The organism is Streptomyces sp. UC4497 (genome assembly GCF_054871485.1).
Genome location: NZ_JBTYHB010000025.1, coordinates 60,572 through 80,099, shown reverse-complemented (window position 1 = coordinate 80,099; position 19,528 = coordinate 60,572). Strand labels below are relative to the sequence as shown.

Genomic DNA, 19,528 nt, shown 5'->3' with positions numbered 1-19,528 from the left:
GGGAGGAAAGCAGCCGGAGAGTCATCCCTTGACCGCGCCGTCGGTCAGACCGGAGAGCACGCTGCGGCGGAAGATCAGCACCAGGAGCGCGATGGGAACCGTCGCGGCCATCGCTCCGGCGAAGATGGTGCCGAAGGGGATCTCGTAGACACCGGAGAAGAGGGCGATGCCCACCGGCACGGTGCGGAAGTCGTCGGCGGAGTTGAAGGTCAGGGCCATCAGGAACTCGGTCCAGGTGGCGGTGAACGTGAACACCCCGGCGGTGAACAGCGCGGGCCTGGCCTGCGGGAGGATCACCGACAGGAGGGTGCGGACCGGGGAGGCGCCGTCGACCGTCGCCGACTCCTCCAGCTCATGGGGGATGTCGAGCAGCGAGTTGCGCAGGATCCACACCGCGAAGGGCAGATGGAAGGCGACGTACGGGATGATCAGACCCCAGTAGCTGTTGAGCAGGTCGAGCCGGCGTTCGACCAGGTAGAGCGGGGTGACCACGGCGATGGTCGGGAACACCGAGATCATCAGCAGTGCCACCATGATGGGACCGCGGCCGCGCAGCGGCAGCCTGCCCAGGGCGTAGCCGGAGAACAGGCCGAGGCCGAGGACGATGGCGGTGGCGCTGAGACACACCACGGCGCTGTTGAGGAGATAGCGGTCGAAGCCGGCCGAGGTCAGCGCCCGCGCGTAATGCGCCCACGTGGGGTCCTTGGGCAGCACGGAGGGCGGCGACGCGCCCAGCTCGGCCTCCGACTTGAAGGACGTCACCGCCATCCACAGCAGCGGCAGGGAGACCGCGATGACGAGGACGAACGCCCCGATGTTCACCACGTTCAGCCAGCGCCGCACACCGGTGGCCTGTCGTCCGCGGCGGCTCATCGGCCCACCCCTCCCTCGTCCACCTGCATCTTGAAGGCCCGGAGGAACAGCAGACAGCCGATGGCCACCAGCGCCCCCGTCGCCGTGGCGATCGCCGCCCCGAGTCCGACGTTGAGATCCTGGAACAGCGCCTTGTAGCCGAGGATCGCCAGCGACTGGGTGGCCGTGCCGGGACCGCCCTGGGTGAGAACGAAGGGCAGGTCGAAGATGCCGAAGGCCTGCAGGACGCGGAAGAGCACCGCCACCGCGATGACCGGCCGCAGCGCGGGCAGCACCACCAGGCGGAACGTCGTCCAGGCGTTGGCACCGTCCATCTCGGCCGCCTCGTACCGCTCCTGAGGGATCTTCACCAGGCCGGCCAGGATGATCACGGCGACGAACGGGGTCGTCTTCCAGATGTCCGCGACCGCGAGCCCCGCGATGGCCGGCACGGGCTTGCCGAGGATCACCGGCGGCGCCTCCATGACCAGGCCGAACAGCCAGGTCACCGCCCCGTACCCGGCGTCGTACAGATACGCCCACAGCTGCGCCGAGACGACGGTGATCAGCGACCAGGGGATGAGGAGCAGCGCCAGGATCCAGCCGCGCCCCGCCTCGAGACGCTCGAGGAGCACCGCCACCGCGATACCGAGCACGATCTCCACCGCCACCGTGCCCAGCGTGTAGCCCAGGGTGAACACCAGCGCGTCCAACCAGGCGGAACTGGAGAACATCGTCGCGTAGTTGGCGACCGTCCACTCCTCGACCTCCATGCCGCCGAAGGTGAAGCGGATCTTGGCGAAGCTGGTCACGACGGAGTACAGCACCGGGAAGAGTGTCACCAGGCCCACCACGACCAGCGTCGGAGCGGTGAACAGCCATCCGGTACGTGCCTTGCGACGCCGCAGACTCGAATCGTCCGCCCGACCCGACGCCGCGGAACCCGGCACGCTCGTCGCCGCGTCCGGGTGGGGACGCGACTGCCGCACCGGGGCCGTCACAGCGACTCCCCGGCGAGCGCGGCGGTCAGCTGGTCCTGCGCGTCGGCGACCGCACGGGCCACCGGCACACCGGTGAGGACCCGGTTCGCATGCGTATAGATCGCCTTGCTCACCTGCGGGTACGACGGATTGCGGGTCGGGCGCGCGACGAGCTTCATCTCCGGTGCCAGGGCGTAGACCGGGTTCTTCGAGCCGCGGATCCAGCGGCTGTTGAGGGCCTCGCGGGTCGTGGGCAGCTGCGCGCCGTGCTCGGCGAGGACCATCTGACCCTCCTGGGCGATGAACTTGGCGAAGGCCGCGGCTGCGCCCAGCTTGCGGGAGTGCGGGTTGAGGTAGTTGCACCAGCCGCCCAGGCAGCCGAGGCCGCCCTCGCGCCCCTCGAAGCCGGGTCGCAGCGCGGCGCCGACCTTCCCGGCCACGGAGGAGGAGTCCGGGTTGGCCACCACCCCCCACGCGTAGGGCCAGTTCCGCAGGAACAGCGAGCGGCCCGCGGAGAAGTCGTCGATCGTGTTCTGCTCGATGAACGTGGAGACGGCGGACGGGGAGACGCGGCTGGTCACCAGGTCCCGCATCAGCCCGAGGGCCCTTTCTGCGGCCGGACCCGCGAAGGTGGCGCGGCTGCCGTCGGGGGAGAGCGCCTGACCGCCGGCGTCCGCGAGGATCTCGGTGACGTTGCAGGTCATCCCCTCGTACACATTGCCCTGCCAGACGAAGCCGTGCTTGATGTCCCCGGCCCGCTGGACCCGCTGTGCGGTACGCATCAGCTCCTCCCAGGTGCGCGGCACCCGCAGCCCGTGCTTGTGCAGCAGATCGCGGCGGTAGTAGAGGTACGGCTGGTCCTGGTACAGGGGAAAGGCGTACCGGTGACCCTGATAACCGAGCGAGGTGAGCAGGGCCTTGGGATAACGCTGCCACTCCTCCTCGTCCAGCAGCGACTCCACCGGCAGCGCGAAGGACGCGGCGCCGAACTGGGCGGCCCAGGTGATGTCACCCTGGTAGACGTCCGGACTCGCGCTGCCGGCCGCCAACTGCGTGGACAGCGCCGAGCGTTGGGTGTCGGTGCTGGCCGGCGCCTTGATGATGTTCACCGAGATCTGCGGATACCGCTTTCGGAAAGCGCTGATCAGACGGGGTGCCAGGTCACCACCGTCCTTGGCGGCCACCGAGCTGTACCACCAGTCGATGGTTGTCTTCCCGCGCGGCACCTGCTGGGCCTCGGCCGGATCCGGGGGAGTGGCCGAGGCCCGGGAACAGGCCGAGACGAGCGGGGCAGCGGCGGCGGTACCGGCAGCGATGCCCAGGGAGGACAGGGTTCTTCTACGGCTCAATGTCATGGGGAGGTGCTCCTGCCGAGGTGGCGGCTGACCCATCGCTGACAACTTCCTGAGAACGCTTGCACGCTAGGCAGTGACGTCCGGCACGGTCAATGGGTCTGCACAGCCCGGAGTTGGAGACAACGTTTTCAGACTTCTGTCGTCACGTGTCACCGCCGTGCTACGTTCCCGCCATGCCGATATCCGACCAGCGATACCCGACGATGGCCGACGTGGCCGAGCGGGCCGGGGTGTCGGTCTCGACCGTCTCGCGCACCCTGCGCGGCATGTCCACGGTCTCGCCGGACGCGCGCCAACGCGTTGAACAGGCAGCGAGAGAGCTGGAGTTCGTGGTCTCCCGCCAGGCGTCCTCTCTGGTCACGGGGCGCACGGGCAATGTCGCGGTGCTGGCCCCCACCCTCTCGTCCTGGTTCGTGGGGTGCGTGTTGCAGGGCCTGAGCACGCAGTTGAGCGGTGCGGGCCTGGATCTGCTGATCTACCCCGTCGCCGAACTGGCCGAGCGGAAGGCCTTCTTCGAGCGGCTCCCGGCCCGGCGCAACGCCGACGCGCTGATGGTGCTCAGCTTCGACCTCACCGAGGAGGAGACGGCACGCCTCGACGGTCTCGGCATGCCGGTCGTGTACGTCAGCCGCAAGGTCGAGGGCCGGCCGAGCGTGTACGTGGACGACGTCGCGGGCGGCCGCGCCGCCACCCGACACCTGCTCACCCTCGGACACCGCCGCATCGCGTATCTCTGCGGCAGCCGGAGCGACGGTTTCACCTACAGCTCCCGGCAGCGCAGGACGGGGTGCCTGGAGGCCCTGGCCGAGGCGGGGACCGAACCCGCCCTCGTACGCGAGGTGCCGCACGGACGGCGTTCGACGCTGGAGGCCATCGGGGACATGACGACCCTCGCCGACCCGCCCACCGCGGTCTTCGCCGAGACCGACGAACTCGCGCTCGACCTGCTCACGGCCCTGCGCGAGGCCCGGATCGAGGTCCCCGAACAGCTCTCCGTGGTGGGCTTCGACGACCATCCGGTGGCGGAGTGGGCCGGCCTGACCACCGTCGCGCAGGACCCGGTGAGCCTGGGGGCGGTGGCCGGCGGCATGGTCACGGACCTGATCGCGGCCCCGGACGCCGACCCCGCCGCCCACCGGGAGCTGCCGCTGCGGCTGATCCCGAGGGCGTCGACGGTGCCGCCCGGGCGCTGACCTGCCGCGCCGCGCCGGAGGGTGTGTCCGCTCGTTCAGCCCGCCCCGCCGTCGAGCAGTCGGCTGTAGCGCAGCCGCAGCGCCCGTTCCGTGCTGGCCACCGCCGTGGCGATACCGACCGCGATGTTGCCCCACTTCGTCAGGTCGACGGGGGAGTGGAACCGGCCGGTGTGTTCAGCGACGGGGGGCGGCGCCGTGATCTGTTCGACGAGTTGCGGCAAGAGGACGGCCAGTGCGGCGACGAGGACGAGCACCGAGAGGGCCGCCAGGCCGCGGCTCAGCGTGGGGTGTGACCGGTCGAGTCGCGCCCGGCGCCCCTCGGCGGAGGCGGGGTCCGGGGTGAGTTGATACTCGGTTCCGTCATCGGTGACGTAATGGCAGCGCTTCAGCCCGAAGCCGCTCATCCGGACCTCGACGACGCCGCCGGGTACGGGCAGGACGGCGGGGATCCGGGACTGCGAGTGCAGCCTGCCGCCGAGGTAGAGGCGGGCCCTGACGTTGCCGGACGACTGGTTCTGGCCGTGCTTGACGTCGACGGAGTACACCTCCTGCCGGCCGTCGGGGAGCGTCAGGGGCAGATGGAACAGTGCCCGGGACGGAAGCTGCCACCAACGGAACCGCTTCAATGGACGCCCGTCGCCCGGTTCCACACGCCGCAGGGCCCGGTCCCGCCGCCATTCCCGGATCATGTGCGCGCCCCCTTCACTTGACCGGCCCGGCAGTGCACGCGCGGTCCTGCGGCGGGCGCTGGCCCGTGGTCAGGAACGCCGTCACCGTGTCGTTCGCGCACGTGTTGCGGCCGAACGGATAGACACCGTGGCCGCCCTGATCGACCGTCACCATCGTGGCCCGCTTGCCGAAGGCCTGGCGCAGCTTCCGTGCCCCGGCCAGTGGCGTGCCGGGGTCCCGCTCGTTCTGCGCCATCAGGACGTTCGCGGGGCCCCGGTCGGTGATGCGCACCGGTGGCTCGACGCGCTCGTGCGGCCAGAACGCGCACGGGCCGATGCTGCCCGTGGACCCGCCCACCATCGGATACCTGAGGCGGTCGAGCGTCGCGTCGCGCTGGTAGTCACGGACCTGCCCCGGCCAGCGGGTGTCGTTGCAGACCACGTGGAGCCAGGCTGCCATGAGGTTCTCCGGCGTCGACGGGGCGGGCGACACCGGCTTGCCCCGGTCGAGCGCCTGCCAGTCCTTCGCCAGCGTCGGCATGAGGGCGTCGCTGTAGAGGCGGTCGAAGGTCAACCCGCGAAACGCCGTCCCGTCGATGCCGTCGACCGGGTGTGCGTCCAGCCGCTTAGCGAGCCGGAAGAATGTGGCGGTCACCTGCCGCGGCGTGCTGCCGAGACCGTACTCGGGGTGCGCGGCGGCGAACGCGGCGAAGTCCGGGAACCGCTCCTGCATGCCACGGGCCAGCATCCGGAAGGCGGTGCGGTCATAGCCGTCGGGCCCTAGGTTGCTGTCGAGCACGATCCGGTCGCTGCGCCCGGGGAACAGTGTCGTGTACACCGCGCCGAGGTGGGTGCCGTAGGAGTGACCGAGGTACGACAGCTTCGGCGCGCCCAGTGCCGCCCGGACGCGGTCCATGTCGCGCGCCGTGTTCGCGGTGGTGATGTGCGGGAGCATCCACGACGTGCGCGAGTCGGCGCACTGCCGGGCGACGGTCCGCGCGTGCTTCGTCTCCCGCAGGACGTCGGCGGCGGTGTGCGCGTACTTCGGGAAGTTGCCGCGTTGGCGCTGCTGTGGCGTCAGGTCGCAGGTCACGGGTGTGCTCCGGCCGACGCCACGGGGGTCAAAGCCGATCACGTCGTACGAGTCGAGCACGCTCTTCGGCAGCGTGGGCGCGAGCAGGGCCGGGTAGTCGAGTCCTTCGCCGCCGGGGCCGCCGGGGTTGACGAACAGGACGCCGCGACGCTTGGCGGGCTTGTCGCTCGCCAGGCGGGAGATCGCGATCTCGATCCGCCGGCCGTCGGGTTCGCCGTAGTCGAGGGGGACTTGGAGCGTCGAGCATTCGAGGCGCGATGACGATTCCCGCTGCGGGTCCTGTTGCGCGTCCTGCTGGGGGCACGCGCCCCAGCGCGGGGAGTCCGCCGCTCTCTCCTCGGCGTCGGGCGTCGCCGCCGACGCTCCGGTCGTCGCGGTCGCCGCGACGGCGAGGATGGCGAGGGCGACGGACAGGGGCCTTCTGCGCATCTGTTTTCCTCCTGAGGAGACGGCATGGGGAGCGCACGGCGCGGATCCGGTCGGCGCGGCGCATGAACGACTCTGGCCGCCCGGCGCGTCCCGCACATCGGCCCGGCGGCCCGGCCCGTATTCGACCTTGGTCATAGCCGCACCCGCCTCAGGTCGGACGTACCGGCCGGTTGCCCTCGCGATAATTGCCGGGTGAACACGGACCTCTCGCCGCGCCTCGGAGCGTGGCAGCAGACCTGGCGCCTGCTGGCGGCCGCGGGCGTGGGTGCGGTCGCCTGGCTCTACACCGGTGTGGCGGTGCATTGGCAGGGCGACGGGACCGGAGCCTGGTTCCTCGTCGGCGATCCGCTGGTGGCGCTCGGATGTCTCGCGGTGATGCTGTGGCGGCGGCGCTTCCCGCTCGCCGTCGCCGTCACGGTCGTGGCCGCCGCGACCGTCTCGGCGGCCGCCGCCGGAGCGGCCCTGTGGGCGCTGGCCTCGGTCGCCTCCCGTCGCCGTCCCCTGGAGATCGGGGCCGTCGTACTCGCCTACGTGACCGGGGCACAGTTCACCGGCCGGGTCTACGAGATCCGGACGCCGGAGGACTCGTGGTGGCTCCAGATCGTGCTCCCGGCGCTGGCCGCGGGGATCGCGGTGGCCGTGGGCATGGCCATCGGCGCGCGGCGGGTCGAAGTGCGCTCCCTGCGGGACCGGGCGCACAGCATGGAGCGCGAGCACGCCGCCCGCGTGGCGCAGGTGCGGGCGGTGGAGCGCAACCGGATCGCCCGCGAGATGCACGACGTGCTCGCACACCGGATCTCCCTGGTAGCCATGCAGGCCGGAGCCCTGGACCACCGCGTCGACCTGGCGGCGGAGGAGAACCGCACACTGGTCCGCGGCATCGCCGACGGCTCCCGGCAGGCACTCGAGGAACTACGCGACGTACTCGGGGTGCTCCGCGCCGACCCGGCGGGACCGGAACCACCGCAGCCCTCCCTGGACCGGATCCCGGACCTGGTGGCCGACGCCCGCTCGTCCGGAGTCGACGTCGACTACACCACCGCCGTGACAAGCAACCCGCCCGACGCCCTGGGGCGCACCTGCTACCGCATCGTCCAAGAAGGACTCACCAACGCCGCGAAGCACGCACCAGGGGCCCGTGTGCACATCACGCTGGACGGAACGCCCGGCGACACGCTGCACGTCAGCGTCCGCAACTCCCGGGCCGCCACGGGCATCGCACCACCACCCAGCTCGGGATACGGCCTGCTCGGCCTCGGCGAACGCATCACCCTCGCCGGCGGCGAACTCGACCACCACCCCACGTCCGACCATGGCTACGTCCTCACGGCACACCTACCCTGGCCGAACACGAAGCACCACGGCGAAAGAGGGCACGAGTGAACAGCCGACAGGAGCCGGTACGCGTCCTCATCGTCGACGACGAGGAACTCGTCCGGATGGCACTGCGGCTCGTGGTCGACGGCGAACCCGACCTGACCGTCGTCGGCGAGGCGGCCGACGGCGACAGCGCGCTCACGGCAGCCGAAGAGCTGCGTCCTGACGTCGTGCTGATGGACGTACGGATGCCGGGACGCGACGGTCTCGACACGACCCGGGAACTGCTCGGCCGGCCGGGCCCTCCGCGGGTGCTCATGCTGACCACCTTCGACTCCGACGAACTGGTGCTGGGCGCGCTGCGCTCGGGAGCCCTCGGATTCGTCCTCAAGGACACCAGGCCCGCGCACCTCGTCGACGCGGTGCGCACCGTCGCGGACGGGCAACCCGTACTGTCCCCCGCGGCCACGGCACGGGTGATCGCGGCAGCCACCGCACCGGACTCCGCGCACTCCCGCGACACATCACGGGAAACGGCACGCAGGCGGCTGTCCGCGCTGACCGCCCGCGAACTCGACACCGCCAGGGCCATCGCGGACGGGCTCGGCAACCCGGAGATCGCCGAGCGGCTGCGCATCAGCGTCGGGACCGTGAAGGCGCACACCGGCAGCCTGTTCGCCAAGTTGGGGGTCGAGAACCGGGTGCAGATCGCCCTCCTGGTCCGCGACGCGGAGCAGTGACCGGCCGAAGCGCGGGCGTGTAGCAGACGCGCCGGGGCCCGGCAATCCGTGCGGCACCGAAGCCGGTACGTGTCCCTGTGGTGCCCGGAACCATAGTGACGCGACGGGCCCGCCCCTACGGTTCCGAACATGCCCGGTGCTACCGGGCATGTGCCGAATCAAGGAGCGTTCCGCATGCCAGTGCCCTCACGCCATGCGCGGCCCCGGAGCCGGTGGAGCCGTTTGACGGCCGGTTTCGCCGCCGTCGTCTCGCTCGTGTTCGCGTCCGTCCTCGTCGGTCCCGCGTCCTCGGCGAGTGCCGCGGTGAGCCTCACTCCGGTCGGCAATTTCGGTTCAAACCCTGGTGGGTTGAACATGTACGTCTACAAACCGGCGGCACTGCCGGACAGCGCGCCCGTGGTGCTCGCGCTGCACGGATGCACGCAGAACGCCCAGACGTACGCCGACAACTCGGGCCTGCCCGAGATGGCCGAGCGCGACGGGTTCGTGCTCGTGCTCGCCGAGACGACGTCGTCGAACAACTTGAACAAGTGCTTCAACTGGTTCCAGCCCGGCGATGTCCGGCGTGACCAGGGCGAGGCACTGTCGATCAAGCAGATGGCCGACCACGCGGTGTCGTCCTTCGGCGGCGACGCCGAGAAGGTGTTCGTGACGGGCCTGTCCGCGGGCGGCGCCATGACCTCGGCCGTGCTGGCCGCCTACCCGGACGTGTTCTCCGCCGGCGCGATCGTCGCGGGCCTGCCCTCCGGGTGCGCGAAGGACGTCCTCGGCGCCTACTCCTGCATGAACCCGGGCGTGGACAAGAGCCCGACCGAATGGGCCCGGCTTGTGCGTGACGCCAACCCGTCGTACTCCGGCCCCTGGCCGCGCGTCGCCATCTGGTACGGCGACAAGGACACCACCGTCGCACCGCGCAACGGCACCGAACTCCGCGACCAGTGGACGGAGTTGCACGGCGTGGGCCAGACGCCGACAAGCACCGCCGGCATCGGCCCGAACGCCACGCAGCAGGACTCGTACGCGACGTCCGACGGCACGGTGGCCGTCGAGGTCGACAAGGTGCCGGGCATCAACCACGGCACCCCCGTCGACCCGGGAACCGGCGCCGAACAGTGTGGCAGCACCGGCGCCCCGTACTTCCTGGACTCGATCTGCTCCAGCCACTGGATCAGCAAGTTCTTCGGCCTCGGCGGCTGACGAGCCCCCGCCACACGTCACTTGGAGGAATGGATGCCCTCGGCCCGCACGGAAACCCGTCCACACCGCAGACGAACCGCACTCGGGGCACTGCCGCTCGCGGGAATCTGCTCACTGGTCCTCGCGTCCACCGCGACGGCACCCGCAGCCGACGCGGCGACTCCCGGCGGTCACTGCGCCGCCCGCGCCCAGCTGCGCGTACCCGGCGCGGAACGCCAACAGGTCGACTGTCTGGACGAGTTGACGACAGCGGGCACGGTCGGGTCCGGTCACACGGACCCGGCCGACTACAACGGCCTCACGCCCAAGGATCTGCCCACCCCCACCGGCGTCCCCGGCATCCAGATCGACGGCTACTTCCCCGACACCTCCACCACGAACACCAATCACGGGTGGAACCACGACGCCCAGTTCGTGATCCGGCTGCCCGACCACTGGAACGGCGGCCTCGTGGTGTCCGGCACCCCGGCCAACCGCGAGCAGTACGCCAACGACCGCGCGATCGCCGACTGGGTCCTCGAGCGCGGCTACGCCTACGCCGCCACCGACAAGGGCAACACCGGCCTGAGCTTCTACCGCGACGGCCGCAGGCCGGGCGACGCCATCGCCGAGTGGAACGACCGCGTCACCCAACTCGCCCGCGCGGCCAAGACAGTTGTCGCCCAGCGCTACCACCGCCCACCCGCCCGCACTCTTGCCACCGGCATGTCCAACGGCGGCTACCTGGTGCGCTGGCAACTGGAGAACCACCCGGAGCTGTACGACGGGGGAGTGGACTGGGAGGGCACCCTCTGGCGCACCGAGGGCCCCAACCTGCTCACCTTCCTGCCCCCGGCCCTGCGCGATTACCCGACGTACGCGGCCGGGGGCGAGGGCGCCGAAGCCGCGCAGCAGGCCATGCACAAGGCGGGCTACCCGGCAGGATCCGAGTTCCTGTGGCCCTACCACCACAAGGTCTACTGGGATCTCACCCAGCGCATCTACCGCGAGGAACTCGACCCGGACTACGACGGTGCGACGGAGGCCGGCACCCCGTACTGCGCCCCGGGAACCCCGGCGTGCGACGCCGACTACGCCTACGCCGACCGCCCTGCCGCGGTCCACCGCGCCGTCGACCGCATCGCCCTGACCGGCCGCATCGGCAAACCCCTGATCACCCTCCAGGGCACCCTCGACGTCCTGCTCCCGGCCGGCAAGGGCTCCGACGTCTACGCCGACATGGTGCGGGAGTCCGGCCGGGGCGCCCTGCTGCGCTACTACCGCATCGAGGACGGCACCCACGTCGACTCCCTCGTCGACACCTTCCCCGACAAGCTCCGCCCGATCGTGCCGTGCCACCGGGCCGCCTTCGAGGCCATGGAGGAGTGGGTCGCAGGCAAGGGACGGCCCCCGGCCGACCACACCGTCCGGCGGCCGGCCGACGCGAACTCTGCGACGCTGCTCGCCAGTTGCCCGTTGGAGTAGCGTCAGCGCTTCAGGTCGCGCAGATACTTGCCGAACTTCTCCAGGCCGTCGATGTTGCGCGGTCCACTGATGCCCTCGTTGTAGTCGAGCACGAAGAAGTTGTTCTTCTTGACCGCGGGCAGATCTCTTGTGTGCGGTGAGCTCTTCAGGAATTCGATCTTCTTCTTGGCGGGCTGGTCACCGTAGTCGAGGATGATGACTACCTCGGGCCGACTGGAGGCGACGGCCTCCCAGTTGACCTGTGTCCAGCGCTGATCGACGTCGGCGAAGACGTTGCGCCCACCGGCGCTCTTGATGATGTCGGTGGGCGGGACCTGGGCGCCCGCCGTGAACGGCTGGTCCGTGCCCGAGTCGTAGAGGAAGACCGGCACGCGCTCGCCCTTGGGTGCCTTCGCCTCGACGGCCCGCACGCGCTGCTTGAGGTCACTGACAACGTCCTTCGCCCGCCCCTCCACGCCGAAGATCTTCCCGAGTCGCTCCAGGTCGGAGTAGAGGGCCTTGAACGGGGTGAGTTTCTGCGGGTACTTGGGATAGTTGAAGCAGCTCTCGGTGTGCAGGAAGCTCTGCACGCCCAGCTTGTCGAGGATCGCGGGGGTGATGCCCCTCTGATCGCTGAAGCCGGAGTTCCAGCCCGCGACCACGAAGTCGGCCTTGGCGTCGACCACGATCTCCTTGTTGAGGAGGTCGTCGCTGAGCTTCTTGACCTTGGCGTACTCCTTGGCCCACGGCGACTGCTCCACCGGCGGGTTCGCGGGCGGCATGACGTAGCCGAGCACCCGGTCGGTCAGACCCAGGCTGAACAGCTTGTCCGCGCTGCCGCCCTCATAGGCGACGGCGCGCTTCGGCTTCGTGTACGCGACGCTCTCGCCGCACCGCTTGACGGTGGTCTTCTCGGCGGCGGCCGTCTTGGAGTCGGCATCCACGGAGGCGCCGCAGGCGGTGGCCAGAAATGCGGTGGCCACGGCGGTGCTCAGGGCGGCCCGTCTGCGGAACGAGGCGCGGGGCGGGAGGAGTTGCGGCATGGGTGGTGCACCTTTCGGTGTGTGGCGAGTGGGTGGGGTCAGGTGGTCGGGTCGGAGGCGGGGGCGAGCGAGTAGAGCAGCTGGGGATCGCCCGTCAGGGGGTGCGGGACGACGCTCGCCTCGACCCCGAACACGTCCTGGACGAGCTCGGGTGTCAGGACGTCCTTGGGCGTCCCGGCAGTCACCAGGCGTCCCTGCGACAGCACGCCGATCCGGTCACAGGCGGCAGCGGCGAGATTGAGATCGTGCAGGACGATCAGGACGGTGAGCCCCGACTCCCGCAGCAGGGACAGGAGTTGTACCTGATGGCGTACGTCGAGGTGGTTGGTCGGCTCGTCCAGGACCAGGATCTCGGGGTCCTGCACGAGGGCGCGGGCGAGCAGAACACGCTGGCGTTCGCCGCCGGACAGGGTCAGCACGCCGCGGTCGGCGAGATGGCGGATGCCGAGACGGTCCATGGTCGCGGCGCACACCTCGCGTTCGTGCCGGCTCAGGCGCTGGTTGCCGCGCAGGTGGGGCGCGCGGCCCAGGGCGACGGCCTCCTCGACGGTGAAGTCGAGGTCGACTGCGCCGTCCTGCGTCATGGCCGCGATGAGCTGCGCGCTGCGCCGCAGCGGCAGGCGTGACACGTCGTCGCCGCCCACCCGTACGGCGCCCGAGGTGGGCCGCAGGGCCCGGTAGACGCAGCGCAGCGCGGTGGACTTGCCGCTGCCGTTGGGGCCGACGAGACCCACGACCTCGCCCTCGGGTACGTCGAGGGACAGGTCACGTACGAGGCTCTTCCCGTCGGTGACGACCGAGAGGCCGTCGAGTCGCAGATCCATCTCAACGGCCCCCGAACACATAGCCGTTGCGGCGCATCAACGTGATGAACACCGGCACGCCGACGAGCGCGGTGATGACACCGAGGGGCAGTTCACGCGGGGCGGCCAGCGTGCGGGAGACCAGGTCTACCCAGACCATGAACACGGCTCCGGCGAGCGGCGCGACCGTCAGCACCCGGGCGTGGGTGGCGCCGACCACCATGCGCACCAGATGCGGCAGCACCAGACCGACGAAGGCGATGGCACCGCTGACCGAGACCAGAACTCCGGTGACGAGGGAGACCAGCAGGAGCAGTGCCTTGCGGTGCCGGTCGGGGTCGATGCCCAGGCTCGTGGCGGCCTCGTCGCCGAGCGCGAGGAGGTCGAGGGCGCGGGCGTTCCGGTGCAGGACGACCACACCGACCAGCACCACGCCGGTCACGAGGGGCAGCACACCCCACGTGGCGGCGCCGAAGCCACCGAGCGTCCAGTGCAGGACGGTGCTCGTGGCCTCGCTGTCGGGGGCGAGGTAGACGATGACGCTCATCAGCGCCTGGAAGCCGAACGACAGGGCCACGCCGGTCAGGACGAGACGCAGCGGCGACAGCGCGCCGCGGCGCGCGGAGGCCACGTAGACGAGGACGGACGCGGCCAGCGCACCGAGGAAAGCCCCCGCAGACACCGCGTAGATGCCGAGCGCGGCGAGCCCACCGGTGACCGTGACGGTGACCGCCCCGACCGAGGCCCCGGACGAGACACCGAGGACGAACGGGTCGGCGAGCGCGTTGCGCACCATGGCCTGGACGGCGACACCGATCGCGCTCAGGCCCGCACCGACCAGCGCGGCGAGCAGGACGCGTGGCGCCCGGATCTGCCAGATGATCTGGTACGTGGTGACCTCGTCGGCCCGGATCGTCCCGCCGGTCAGCGCGGCCCACAGGTAGTGCGCGGTCTCGCCCGGGGGGACCACCGCGGCACCGAGCCCGATGGCCACCACGACCGAGACGGCGAGCAGTGCGCCGAGAACCGCGCAGGTCAGAAGCAGGCCCGGAAGGGTGGCAAGAAGCTTCTTCTTCCCAGGCGTCGGCTCCAGGCCGGTGGTCGGATCCGCCAAGTCCGCCGGGCCTGCCGGATCCGCCGTAGAAGCGCCCGCCGGTGTGGTCGGCGCGGGGGTGAGGGGTGGGGGCATGCGGCCACCCTTTCCATGGAGAGGAACGGTCGTGGGGCTCGTCGGGATCGGCGCTCGCCTACGCCACCGCCGCGGCGGGCGCACCCGCCCCGTCCCAGCTCATCCGGCACCAGGGCAGGGCGAGTTCGTCGAGAGAAGCGACGGGGCGCGGGGCGAGGTCCTCCACGCGGGCGGCCTCTGCGTGGCGGGCGAAGACGCTGTCCACATAGCGGTGGCCGGTGTCGGCGGCGATGAACAGCACGGTGCGCCCCGGATCCTGGCCCCGTTCCCAGCCGGCCGCGAGGTGCCCGGCCCCCGTGGACAGACCCGCGAAGACGGCATGGCGGCGCAGCAGATCGACGCTGCCGGCGAGCGCGGCGTCGAACGAGACCCAGTGGACGACGTCGTACGACGCGTGGTCGACGTTGCCGAACGGGATGGAGCTGCCGATCCCGGCGATGATGATGTCCGGGTCGGCGACGTGTTCGCTGCCGAAGGTGATGCTCCCGAAGGGCTGCACACCGACGAGGCGGACATCGCCGCCCGACTCCCGCAGATAGCGGGCGAGCGCCCCGGTCGAGACACCGGACCCGACGCCGCCGACGACCGTGACCGGCTCGCCCGCGCCCAACTGCTCGCGTACGTGGTCGGCGACCGCGCGGTATCCGAGGTAGTGGATGTCGTCGTGGTACTGGCGCATCCAGTGGTAGTCGGGGTGCTCGGCGAGGATCTCCTGGATGCGGGCGACGCGCCGCTTCTGATCCAGCTTGAGGTCGGCGCAGGGCTCCATCTGCTCCAACGTCGCGCCCAGCAGCGCGAGTTGGGTGCGCAGGGTGTGGTCGACGGTGGTGGAACCGACGATGTGGCAGCGCATGCCGTGCCGGTGGCAGGCCAGCGCGAGCGCGTAGGCGTAGATGCCGCTCGAGCTGTCGAGGAGGGTGTCGCCGCGGCGGACCGCGCCCGTGACGAGCAGATGCTCGACGGCCTTCAGGGCGGAGACCACCTTCATGGTCTCAAAGCGCAGACAGACGAGCCGGTCGTCGAGGCGTATCAGGTCCGGTCGGCCGATCGCCTCGGCTATGTGCTGCTCCATGGGCGAACTCCTCAGGTGTGGGGAAGGTCGTGAACGTCCGGGTGACGGGCAGGCCCGCACGGTCCAGGTCCCGCGCGCAGCGGCGGATGCGATGCCGGGCCCCGGGGGCTGCCGGGTCGAAGAGGACACCGGCGACGGACCCGCTGTGCGCGATCTGCACGCCGACGGCGCCCGCCCGGTCCGCGAGGGCGGTGAGCGTCTCGAACCCGGCATGGCCGAGCCGCAGTTGACCGCGCCGGGCGCTGGCCGTGGCGACGCGGCCGAGCAGGGCGGGGTCACGGTCACGCACGGCGCGACGCAGCTGGGCGCGCAGGGTCTCGTAGGCGTCGACGTCGGTGTCGGCGCAGGTCGGGGCGGGCAGGGCGAGGGTGTCGACCGGTGCGCCGCCGGCCAGGGCGCAGCCCACGACGACCACCGGGGGAAGCGCCTCGCCGAGCACTTCGAGGACCTGGCCGTGCCGCTGCGCGAACAGGCGCGGACGGCCGTCCAGCATCAGCGGGTCGCAGGCCAGCTCGGCGCTCAGGGAGATCCGGGTGACCACGTCGGGAGCGAGACACAGCCCGAAGGCGTCGGCCACGGCCCGTACGGTGGCGAGCACGTCGCTGGTGGAACTGCCCATGCCGAGACCGACGGGAATGTCGCCGACCAGCGTCAACACGCCACCGCACGGCTCCCGTTCACATTGCGAGGCGCACTCCTCGACGGTGAGGGTGGCGGCGCGCAGCGCCTTCGTGCGGTCGGCGGGGACGACGGTGAGCACGCCGGGCCCGGGGGTGAACCGGGCGTGCGTTCCCGGCTCGCTCATCGGGAGCGTGACGAGGCCCGGGCGACATCGCCCGTGCTCGTCCCGGAAGACACCTTGCAGGATCTCGCCGTGGTGACAGGGCGCGTACCCGGTGCCGGTGCGGACGGCACCGGGGGCGGCCCGACGGGTTCCAGCCGTCACGAGCCGCTCGCGGACCGGTAGCGATACAGGGTGCTCGGGTCGGCGCTGAACTGCGAGAACGGGAAGGGCTCCGCGGACAGCGCGGACACCCCGTCCCCGAGGAAGGCGCGGGCGACGGCGCCGCCGGACTGCGCGTAGACGATCAGCGGGACGGCGCGGGCGCGGCAGCGCTCCAGGACGGTGTCGAAGCTGCCGTTGCCGAGTGTCATGCCGGTGGCGACCATCGCGTCGGCGGTGTCGAGGACCTGATGCATGTCGTCGGTGACCTCGTCGCCCCACTGGGTGGCCCGCAGATTGAAATCGCAGGGGAGCGGCACCCCGCCACGCTCCCGGATCGCCGCGACCAGCGGGTTGACGACACCGATGAGGCCGACGCGGGCGCCCGCCGGCAGGTCGAGGAGCCCGGCGATGGCGGTGTCCCGGGCGACGGCACGCACCTCGGGCGGACCCGCGGGGAGTGTCACGGGCTCGGCGTCGGCCGCCTCGCGGTGCGGTCGCTGTTCGGCGAGATACGCGTCGAGGGCGGCGATCCGCAGCGGGCGCGGCCCCTCCCGGAGCAGGGTGTCGAGGGGGCTGCCGGAAACCTCCCGGCACAGCTCGGGCCCGATCTCGCCCGCCTCGAAGGCGCAGCCGCCGAAGGAGCCGCCGAGCCGGACGAGAACGTACTGGTTGAGGTACGTCACATCACCGCCCGCGAGCCGGGTGCCGTGGTGGATCCAGAAGACGCTGGTGGCCGTCAACGTCGAGGGATCGGGGCCGAGTTCGCCGCCGAGCGCCGCGGCGAACAGCTCGTCGGTGTGCTTCACGCGGAGGCCCCTTCGGTGGTGCGGGTCGGTTCGGCGGTGCGGGTCAGGCGGAACAGGAAGGTGAGCACACCGTCCTGCCAGTCGTGCAAATGGGCGATCTCGGGCTCGAACCCGTGGTCCAGGGCGTGCCGCACGATGGTGTGCAGATCCGCGGTGTTGGAGGCGATGACGAAGACCTCGCCACCGGGCGCGAGCAGGTCACGCCCGGCGAGCTGCGCGAAGAACCGCTCGAGCAGGGGAGCGCCCACGCACGTGTTCCGTACGACGTGGGGGTCGTCGCTGACGGGCTGGCTGACGGCGGGCGGATTGAACGTGACGACATCCACCTGCACTCCCGCGGGCAGGCCGTCGAAGAGGTCGCCGACGACGGGTGTGAACTCGCCGTCCGGGCTCCGGCCCACCAGCCGTTCGTAGTGGCGTGCGGCAGCGGCGACGCTCTCCTCGTGCACATCGATGGCGTAGATCTTGTCGGCGCCGCGCACCCCGGCGGTGACGGCCTCGACGCCGAGTCCCGCGCCCATGGCGGCGTAGCGGCGGCCCTCGACAGCGATGCGGCCGTCGAGCAGCCACTCGTGGATCATGCGGCTCGTCCAGCCGGGCATGAAGACGCCCGGCGGCACATCGAAGGACCAGCCGTTCCACTCGTACGTACGGGACGTGTGCAGGTCCGCTTTGGGCTGATTGAGGGCGATGATCTGCTCGGCGGGCAGCGGGGGCGGCAGCTGGTCGAGCAGCGCGGTTCCGGTGGCGGTGCGGTGCAAGGGGCTTGCTCCTCAAGGGTGTTCCTGGTGGTGGGCAGGGGGAGGCACGGGAGCCGTCACCCCGGTGCGGGGTGGTGGAACCCGAGAGGTACTGTAACGACAATCGTTTTCACTAAGCTAGTCCGTGCCCGACATCCGGTCCTGCGGCAGACCCGCGCGCTGCGGGTCAATGCCGCGCGATCGCGCGCCTGTTGGGCGAAAACACTCACTGATCCCCGTCGCCCGCCTGTTGGGCGAAAAACCCACCGATCCCCGTCGATCGCCGACCCATGGGAGTCGCCAACCGTGACCACCTCGCCACCCCAGGACCCCGCCATCACCCGGCCGCCGCGCCCGCGGCCCGTCCTGCTCGACCCCGCCTTCCTGCGCCTGTGGACCGGCACCACCGCATCCGGCCTCGCGACCTGGGCCCTGCCGTTCGTCCTCGGGCTCGCCGTACTCGAACGCGACCTCACGGCGGCGGGCCTGGGCCTCGCCCTGGCGGCCCGCACCGCCGGCTTCCTCGGTGCGGTCGCCATCGGCGGAGTGCTGGCCGACCGGCACTCGCGCCGCGCCGTGGTCCTGTGGTCCGCGCTGGCCGCGGCCGTGGCCGCGCCCCTTCTGGCCGCGGGCCTGGGGCGCTCACTGCTCCTGATGGCCGGCGCCGCGCTGCTCGCGGGCGCCGGGCAGGGGGCGTGCCGCCCGGCGTTCCAGGCGCTCGCGGCGGAGGTCGTCGAGCCCGAACGACGCCAACAGGCCAATGCCGCCATGACGTTGGCGGTCCGCGCGAGTACGTTGATGGGTCCCTCGCTCGCCGCGCTGCTCGCCGCCGTGCTCGACATCAAGGCCCTGCTCCTGGGTATCGGAGCGCTCTGGCTGGTGGCGGCGCTCGTCCCCGGCCGCGGCGCGAAGACACCCCCCGTGGGGATCGAGGCCGAGTCGCAGGCGCCCCAACGGGCCTCGTTCCGCCGCGAGTTCCTGGAGGGCGTGCGGGAGGCCCGCCGCCACCCGTGGTTCGTCGCCGGCCTCGGCGCGCTCACCGCCGTCATCGCCACTGGCTACTCCGCCACCGGAGTGGCCCTGCCGTTGATCAGCCGCGACCGCTACGACACCGAGGCGGTGCTCGCCGCGGCCACCACCGCGTACGCCGTCGGCGCCCTCGTCGGCGCCCTGGTCATCGCCCGCTGGCGCCCGCGCTCCCAGGGCTGGTCGGCGCTCGCGGGCCTGGCGGTCTACGGTTTCGCCCCGCTCAGCCTGACGCTGCCGGTGCACCCCGCGGTGGTCGTCGCCGCCTACGCGGTCGCCGGCCTGGGTATCGAACTGTTCAACGTGCCCTGGTTCACGGCCACACAGCGCGAGATCGCCCCCGACAAACTCGCCCGCGTCTCCTCCCTCGACTTCCTGCTCTCCTACGGCCTGGCCCCGCTCGGCCTCGCCCTCATCGCGCCCGCCATCACCACCTTCGGTACCCAACCTGTGCTGCTCACCTGCGCGTTGATCTGCTTCCTGGCCCCGGCGGCAGCCGCCCTCGCCCCCACGGCGCGACGCTTCACGCGGACGCCGAGCGACCAGGAAAACCCCCGCCACCAGGTGTAGGAAACTCCACCCCACCGAGGGGCACTGCGCCCAATGTGCCCGCACCCGTTGCTCCATAGCGTCGTC

Annotated in this window: 18 protein-coding genes; 6 read left to right on the top strand and 12 right to left on the bottom strand. The window is 71.2% G+C overall.

Translation table 11 applies throughout. The features are described from left to right. Positions 1-21: 21 nt before the first annotated feature. The 3 genes from ACYSUO_RS28935 to ACYSUO_RS28925 are packed head-to-tail and all read right to left on the bottom strand — an operon-like array spanning position 22 to position 3,187. On the bottom strand, positions 22-873 hold the full coding sequence (locus ACYSUO_RS28935; protein WP_461779184.1) for a carbohydrate ABC transporter permease: 852 nt from the start codon (positions 871-873) through the stop codon (positions 22-24). Continuing rightward, the gene (locus ACYSUO_RS28930; RefSeq protein WP_461779183.1) at positions 870-1,853 is read right to left on the bottom strand and encodes a carbohydrate ABC transporter permease; all 984 of its coding nucleotides are present in this window, start codon (positions 1,851-1,853) and stop codon (positions 870-872) included. Before ACYSUO_RS28930 ends, ACYSUO_RS28935 begins: the two co-directional genes overlap by 4 nt. Further along, positions 1,850-3,187 (bottom strand): extracellular solute-binding protein, encoded by a 1,338-nt coding sequence (locus ACYSUO_RS28925; protein ID WP_461779182.1) that lies wholly within the window; start codon positions 3,185-3,187, stop codon positions 1,850-1,852. The genes ACYSUO_RS28930 and ACYSUO_RS28925 overlap by 4 nt, the downstream gene beginning before the upstream one ends. A 173-nt stretch (positions 3,188-3,360) precedes the next feature. Between ACYSUO_RS28925 and ACYSUO_RS28920 the strand changes: the two genes are divergently transcribed. Next, a complete protein-coding gene (locus ACYSUO_RS28920; protein WP_461779181.1) occupies positions 3,361-4,380 on the top strand; it encodes a LacI family DNA-binding transcriptional regulator in 1,020 nt (339 codons plus the stop codon). A 35-nt stretch (positions 4,381-4,415) separates the two neighbouring features. Here ACYSUO_RS28920 and ACYSUO_RS28915 read toward each other — a convergent pair whose 3' ends face one another. Continuing rightward, positions 4,416-5,069 (bottom strand): hypothetical protein, encoded by a 654-nt coding sequence (locus ACYSUO_RS28915; protein WP_461779180.1) that lies wholly within the window; start codon positions 5,067-5,069, stop codon positions 4,416-4,418. 13 nt (positions 5,070-5,082) lie between these two features. Then, positions 5,083-6,570: an alpha/beta hydrolase gene (locus tag ACYSUO_RS28910; RefSeq protein WP_461779179.1), complete on the bottom strand. Its 1,488-nt coding sequence runs from the start codon at positions 6,568-6,570 to the stop codon at positions 5,083-5,085. A gap of 192 nt (positions 6,571-6,762) precedes the next feature. Here ACYSUO_RS28910 and ACYSUO_RS28905 point away from each other — a divergent pair, with 192 nt between their 5' ends. The 4 genes from ACYSUO_RS28905 (at position 6,763) to ACYSUO_RS28890 (ending at position 11,288) form a co-directional block, all read left to right on the top strand. After that, on the top strand, positions 6,763-7,953 hold the full coding sequence (locus ACYSUO_RS28905) for a sensor histidine kinase (RefSeq protein WP_461779178.1): 1,191 nt from the start codon (positions 6,763-6,765) through the stop codon (positions 7,951-7,953). Then, entirely contained in the window at positions 7,950-8,627 is a 678-nt protein-coding gene (locus ACYSUO_RS28900; RefSeq protein WP_461779177.1) for a response regulator, read from the top strand. The genes ACYSUO_RS28905 and ACYSUO_RS28900 overlap by 4 nt, the downstream gene beginning before the upstream one ends. Positions 8,628-8,849: 222 nt before the next feature. After that, entirely contained in the window at positions 8,850-9,824 is a 975-nt protein-coding gene (locus ACYSUO_RS28895) for an extracellular catalytic domain type 1 short-chain-length polyhydroxyalkanoate depolymerase (RefSeq protein ID WP_461779176.1), read from the top strand. Between the two features lie 33 nt (positions 9,825-9,857). After that, complete coding sequence (locus tag ACYSUO_RS28890) at positions 9,858-11,288, top strand: tannase/feruloyl esterase family alpha/beta hydrolase (RefSeq protein ID WP_461779175.1); 1,431 nt, start codon at positions 9,858-9,860, stop codon at positions 11,286-11,288. 2 nt (positions 11,289-11,290) lie between these two features. Here ACYSUO_RS28890 and ACYSUO_RS28885 read toward each other — a convergent pair whose 3' ends face one another. The 7 genes from ACYSUO_RS28885 to ACYSUO_RS28855 are packed head-to-tail and all read right to left on the bottom strand — an operon-like array spanning position 11,291 to position 17,887. Next, a complete protein-coding gene (locus tag ACYSUO_RS28885; protein ID WP_461779174.1) occupies positions 11,291-12,310 on the bottom strand; it encodes an ABC transporter substrate-binding protein in 1,020 nt (339 codons plus the stop codon). Between the two features lie 38 nt (positions 12,311-12,348). Continuing rightward, entirely contained in the window at positions 12,349-13,134 is a 786-nt protein-coding gene (locus ACYSUO_RS28880; RefSeq protein ID WP_461779173.1) for an ABC transporter ATP-binding protein, read from the bottom strand. Position 13,135: 1 nt separating this feature from the next. After that, positions 13,136-14,302, bottom strand: a complete 1,167-nt coding sequence (locus ACYSUO_RS28875) for a FecCD family ABC transporter permease (protein ID WP_461779172.1) — start codon at positions 14,300-14,302, stop codon at positions 13,136-13,138. A 58-nt stretch (positions 14,303-14,360) separates the two neighbouring features. Beyond that, positions 14,361-15,374, bottom strand: coding sequence for a pyridoxal-phosphate dependent enzyme (locus tag ACYSUO_RS28870; RefSeq protein ID WP_461779171.1), 1,014 nt, complete (start codon positions 15,372-15,374; stop codon positions 14,361-14,363). Then, on the bottom strand, positions 15,295-16,320 hold the full coding sequence (locus ACYSUO_RS28865; RefSeq protein WP_461779170.1) for a GHMP family kinase ATP-binding protein: 1,026 nt from the start codon (positions 16,318-16,320) through the stop codon (positions 15,295-15,297). The genes ACYSUO_RS28870 and ACYSUO_RS28865 overlap by 80 nt, the downstream gene beginning before the upstream one ends. After that, positions 16,317-17,126 (bottom strand): Rossmann-like domain-containing protein, encoded by an 810-nt coding sequence (locus ACYSUO_RS28860; protein WP_461779169.1) that lies wholly within the window; start codon positions 17,124-17,126, stop codon positions 16,317-16,319. The genes ACYSUO_RS28865 and ACYSUO_RS28860 overlap by 4 nt, the downstream gene beginning before the upstream one ends. Continuing rightward, positions 17,123-17,887 carry a class I SAM-dependent methyltransferase gene (locus ACYSUO_RS28855; RefSeq protein ID WP_461779168.1) on the bottom strand — a complete coding sequence of 255 codons (765 nt, stop codon included), beginning with the start codon at positions 17,885-17,887 and terminating at the stop codon, positions 17,123-17,125. The genes ACYSUO_RS28860 and ACYSUO_RS28855 overlap by 4 nt, the downstream gene beginning before the upstream one ends. 285 nt (positions 17,888-18,172) lie before the next feature. Between ACYSUO_RS28855 and ACYSUO_RS28850 the strand changes: the two genes are divergently transcribed. After that, a complete protein-coding gene (locus ACYSUO_RS28850; protein WP_461779167.1) occupies positions 18,173-19,462 on the top strand; it encodes an MFS transporter in 1,290 nt (429 codons plus the stop codon). The last annotated feature ends 66 nt before the right edge of the window (positions 19,463-19,528 follow it).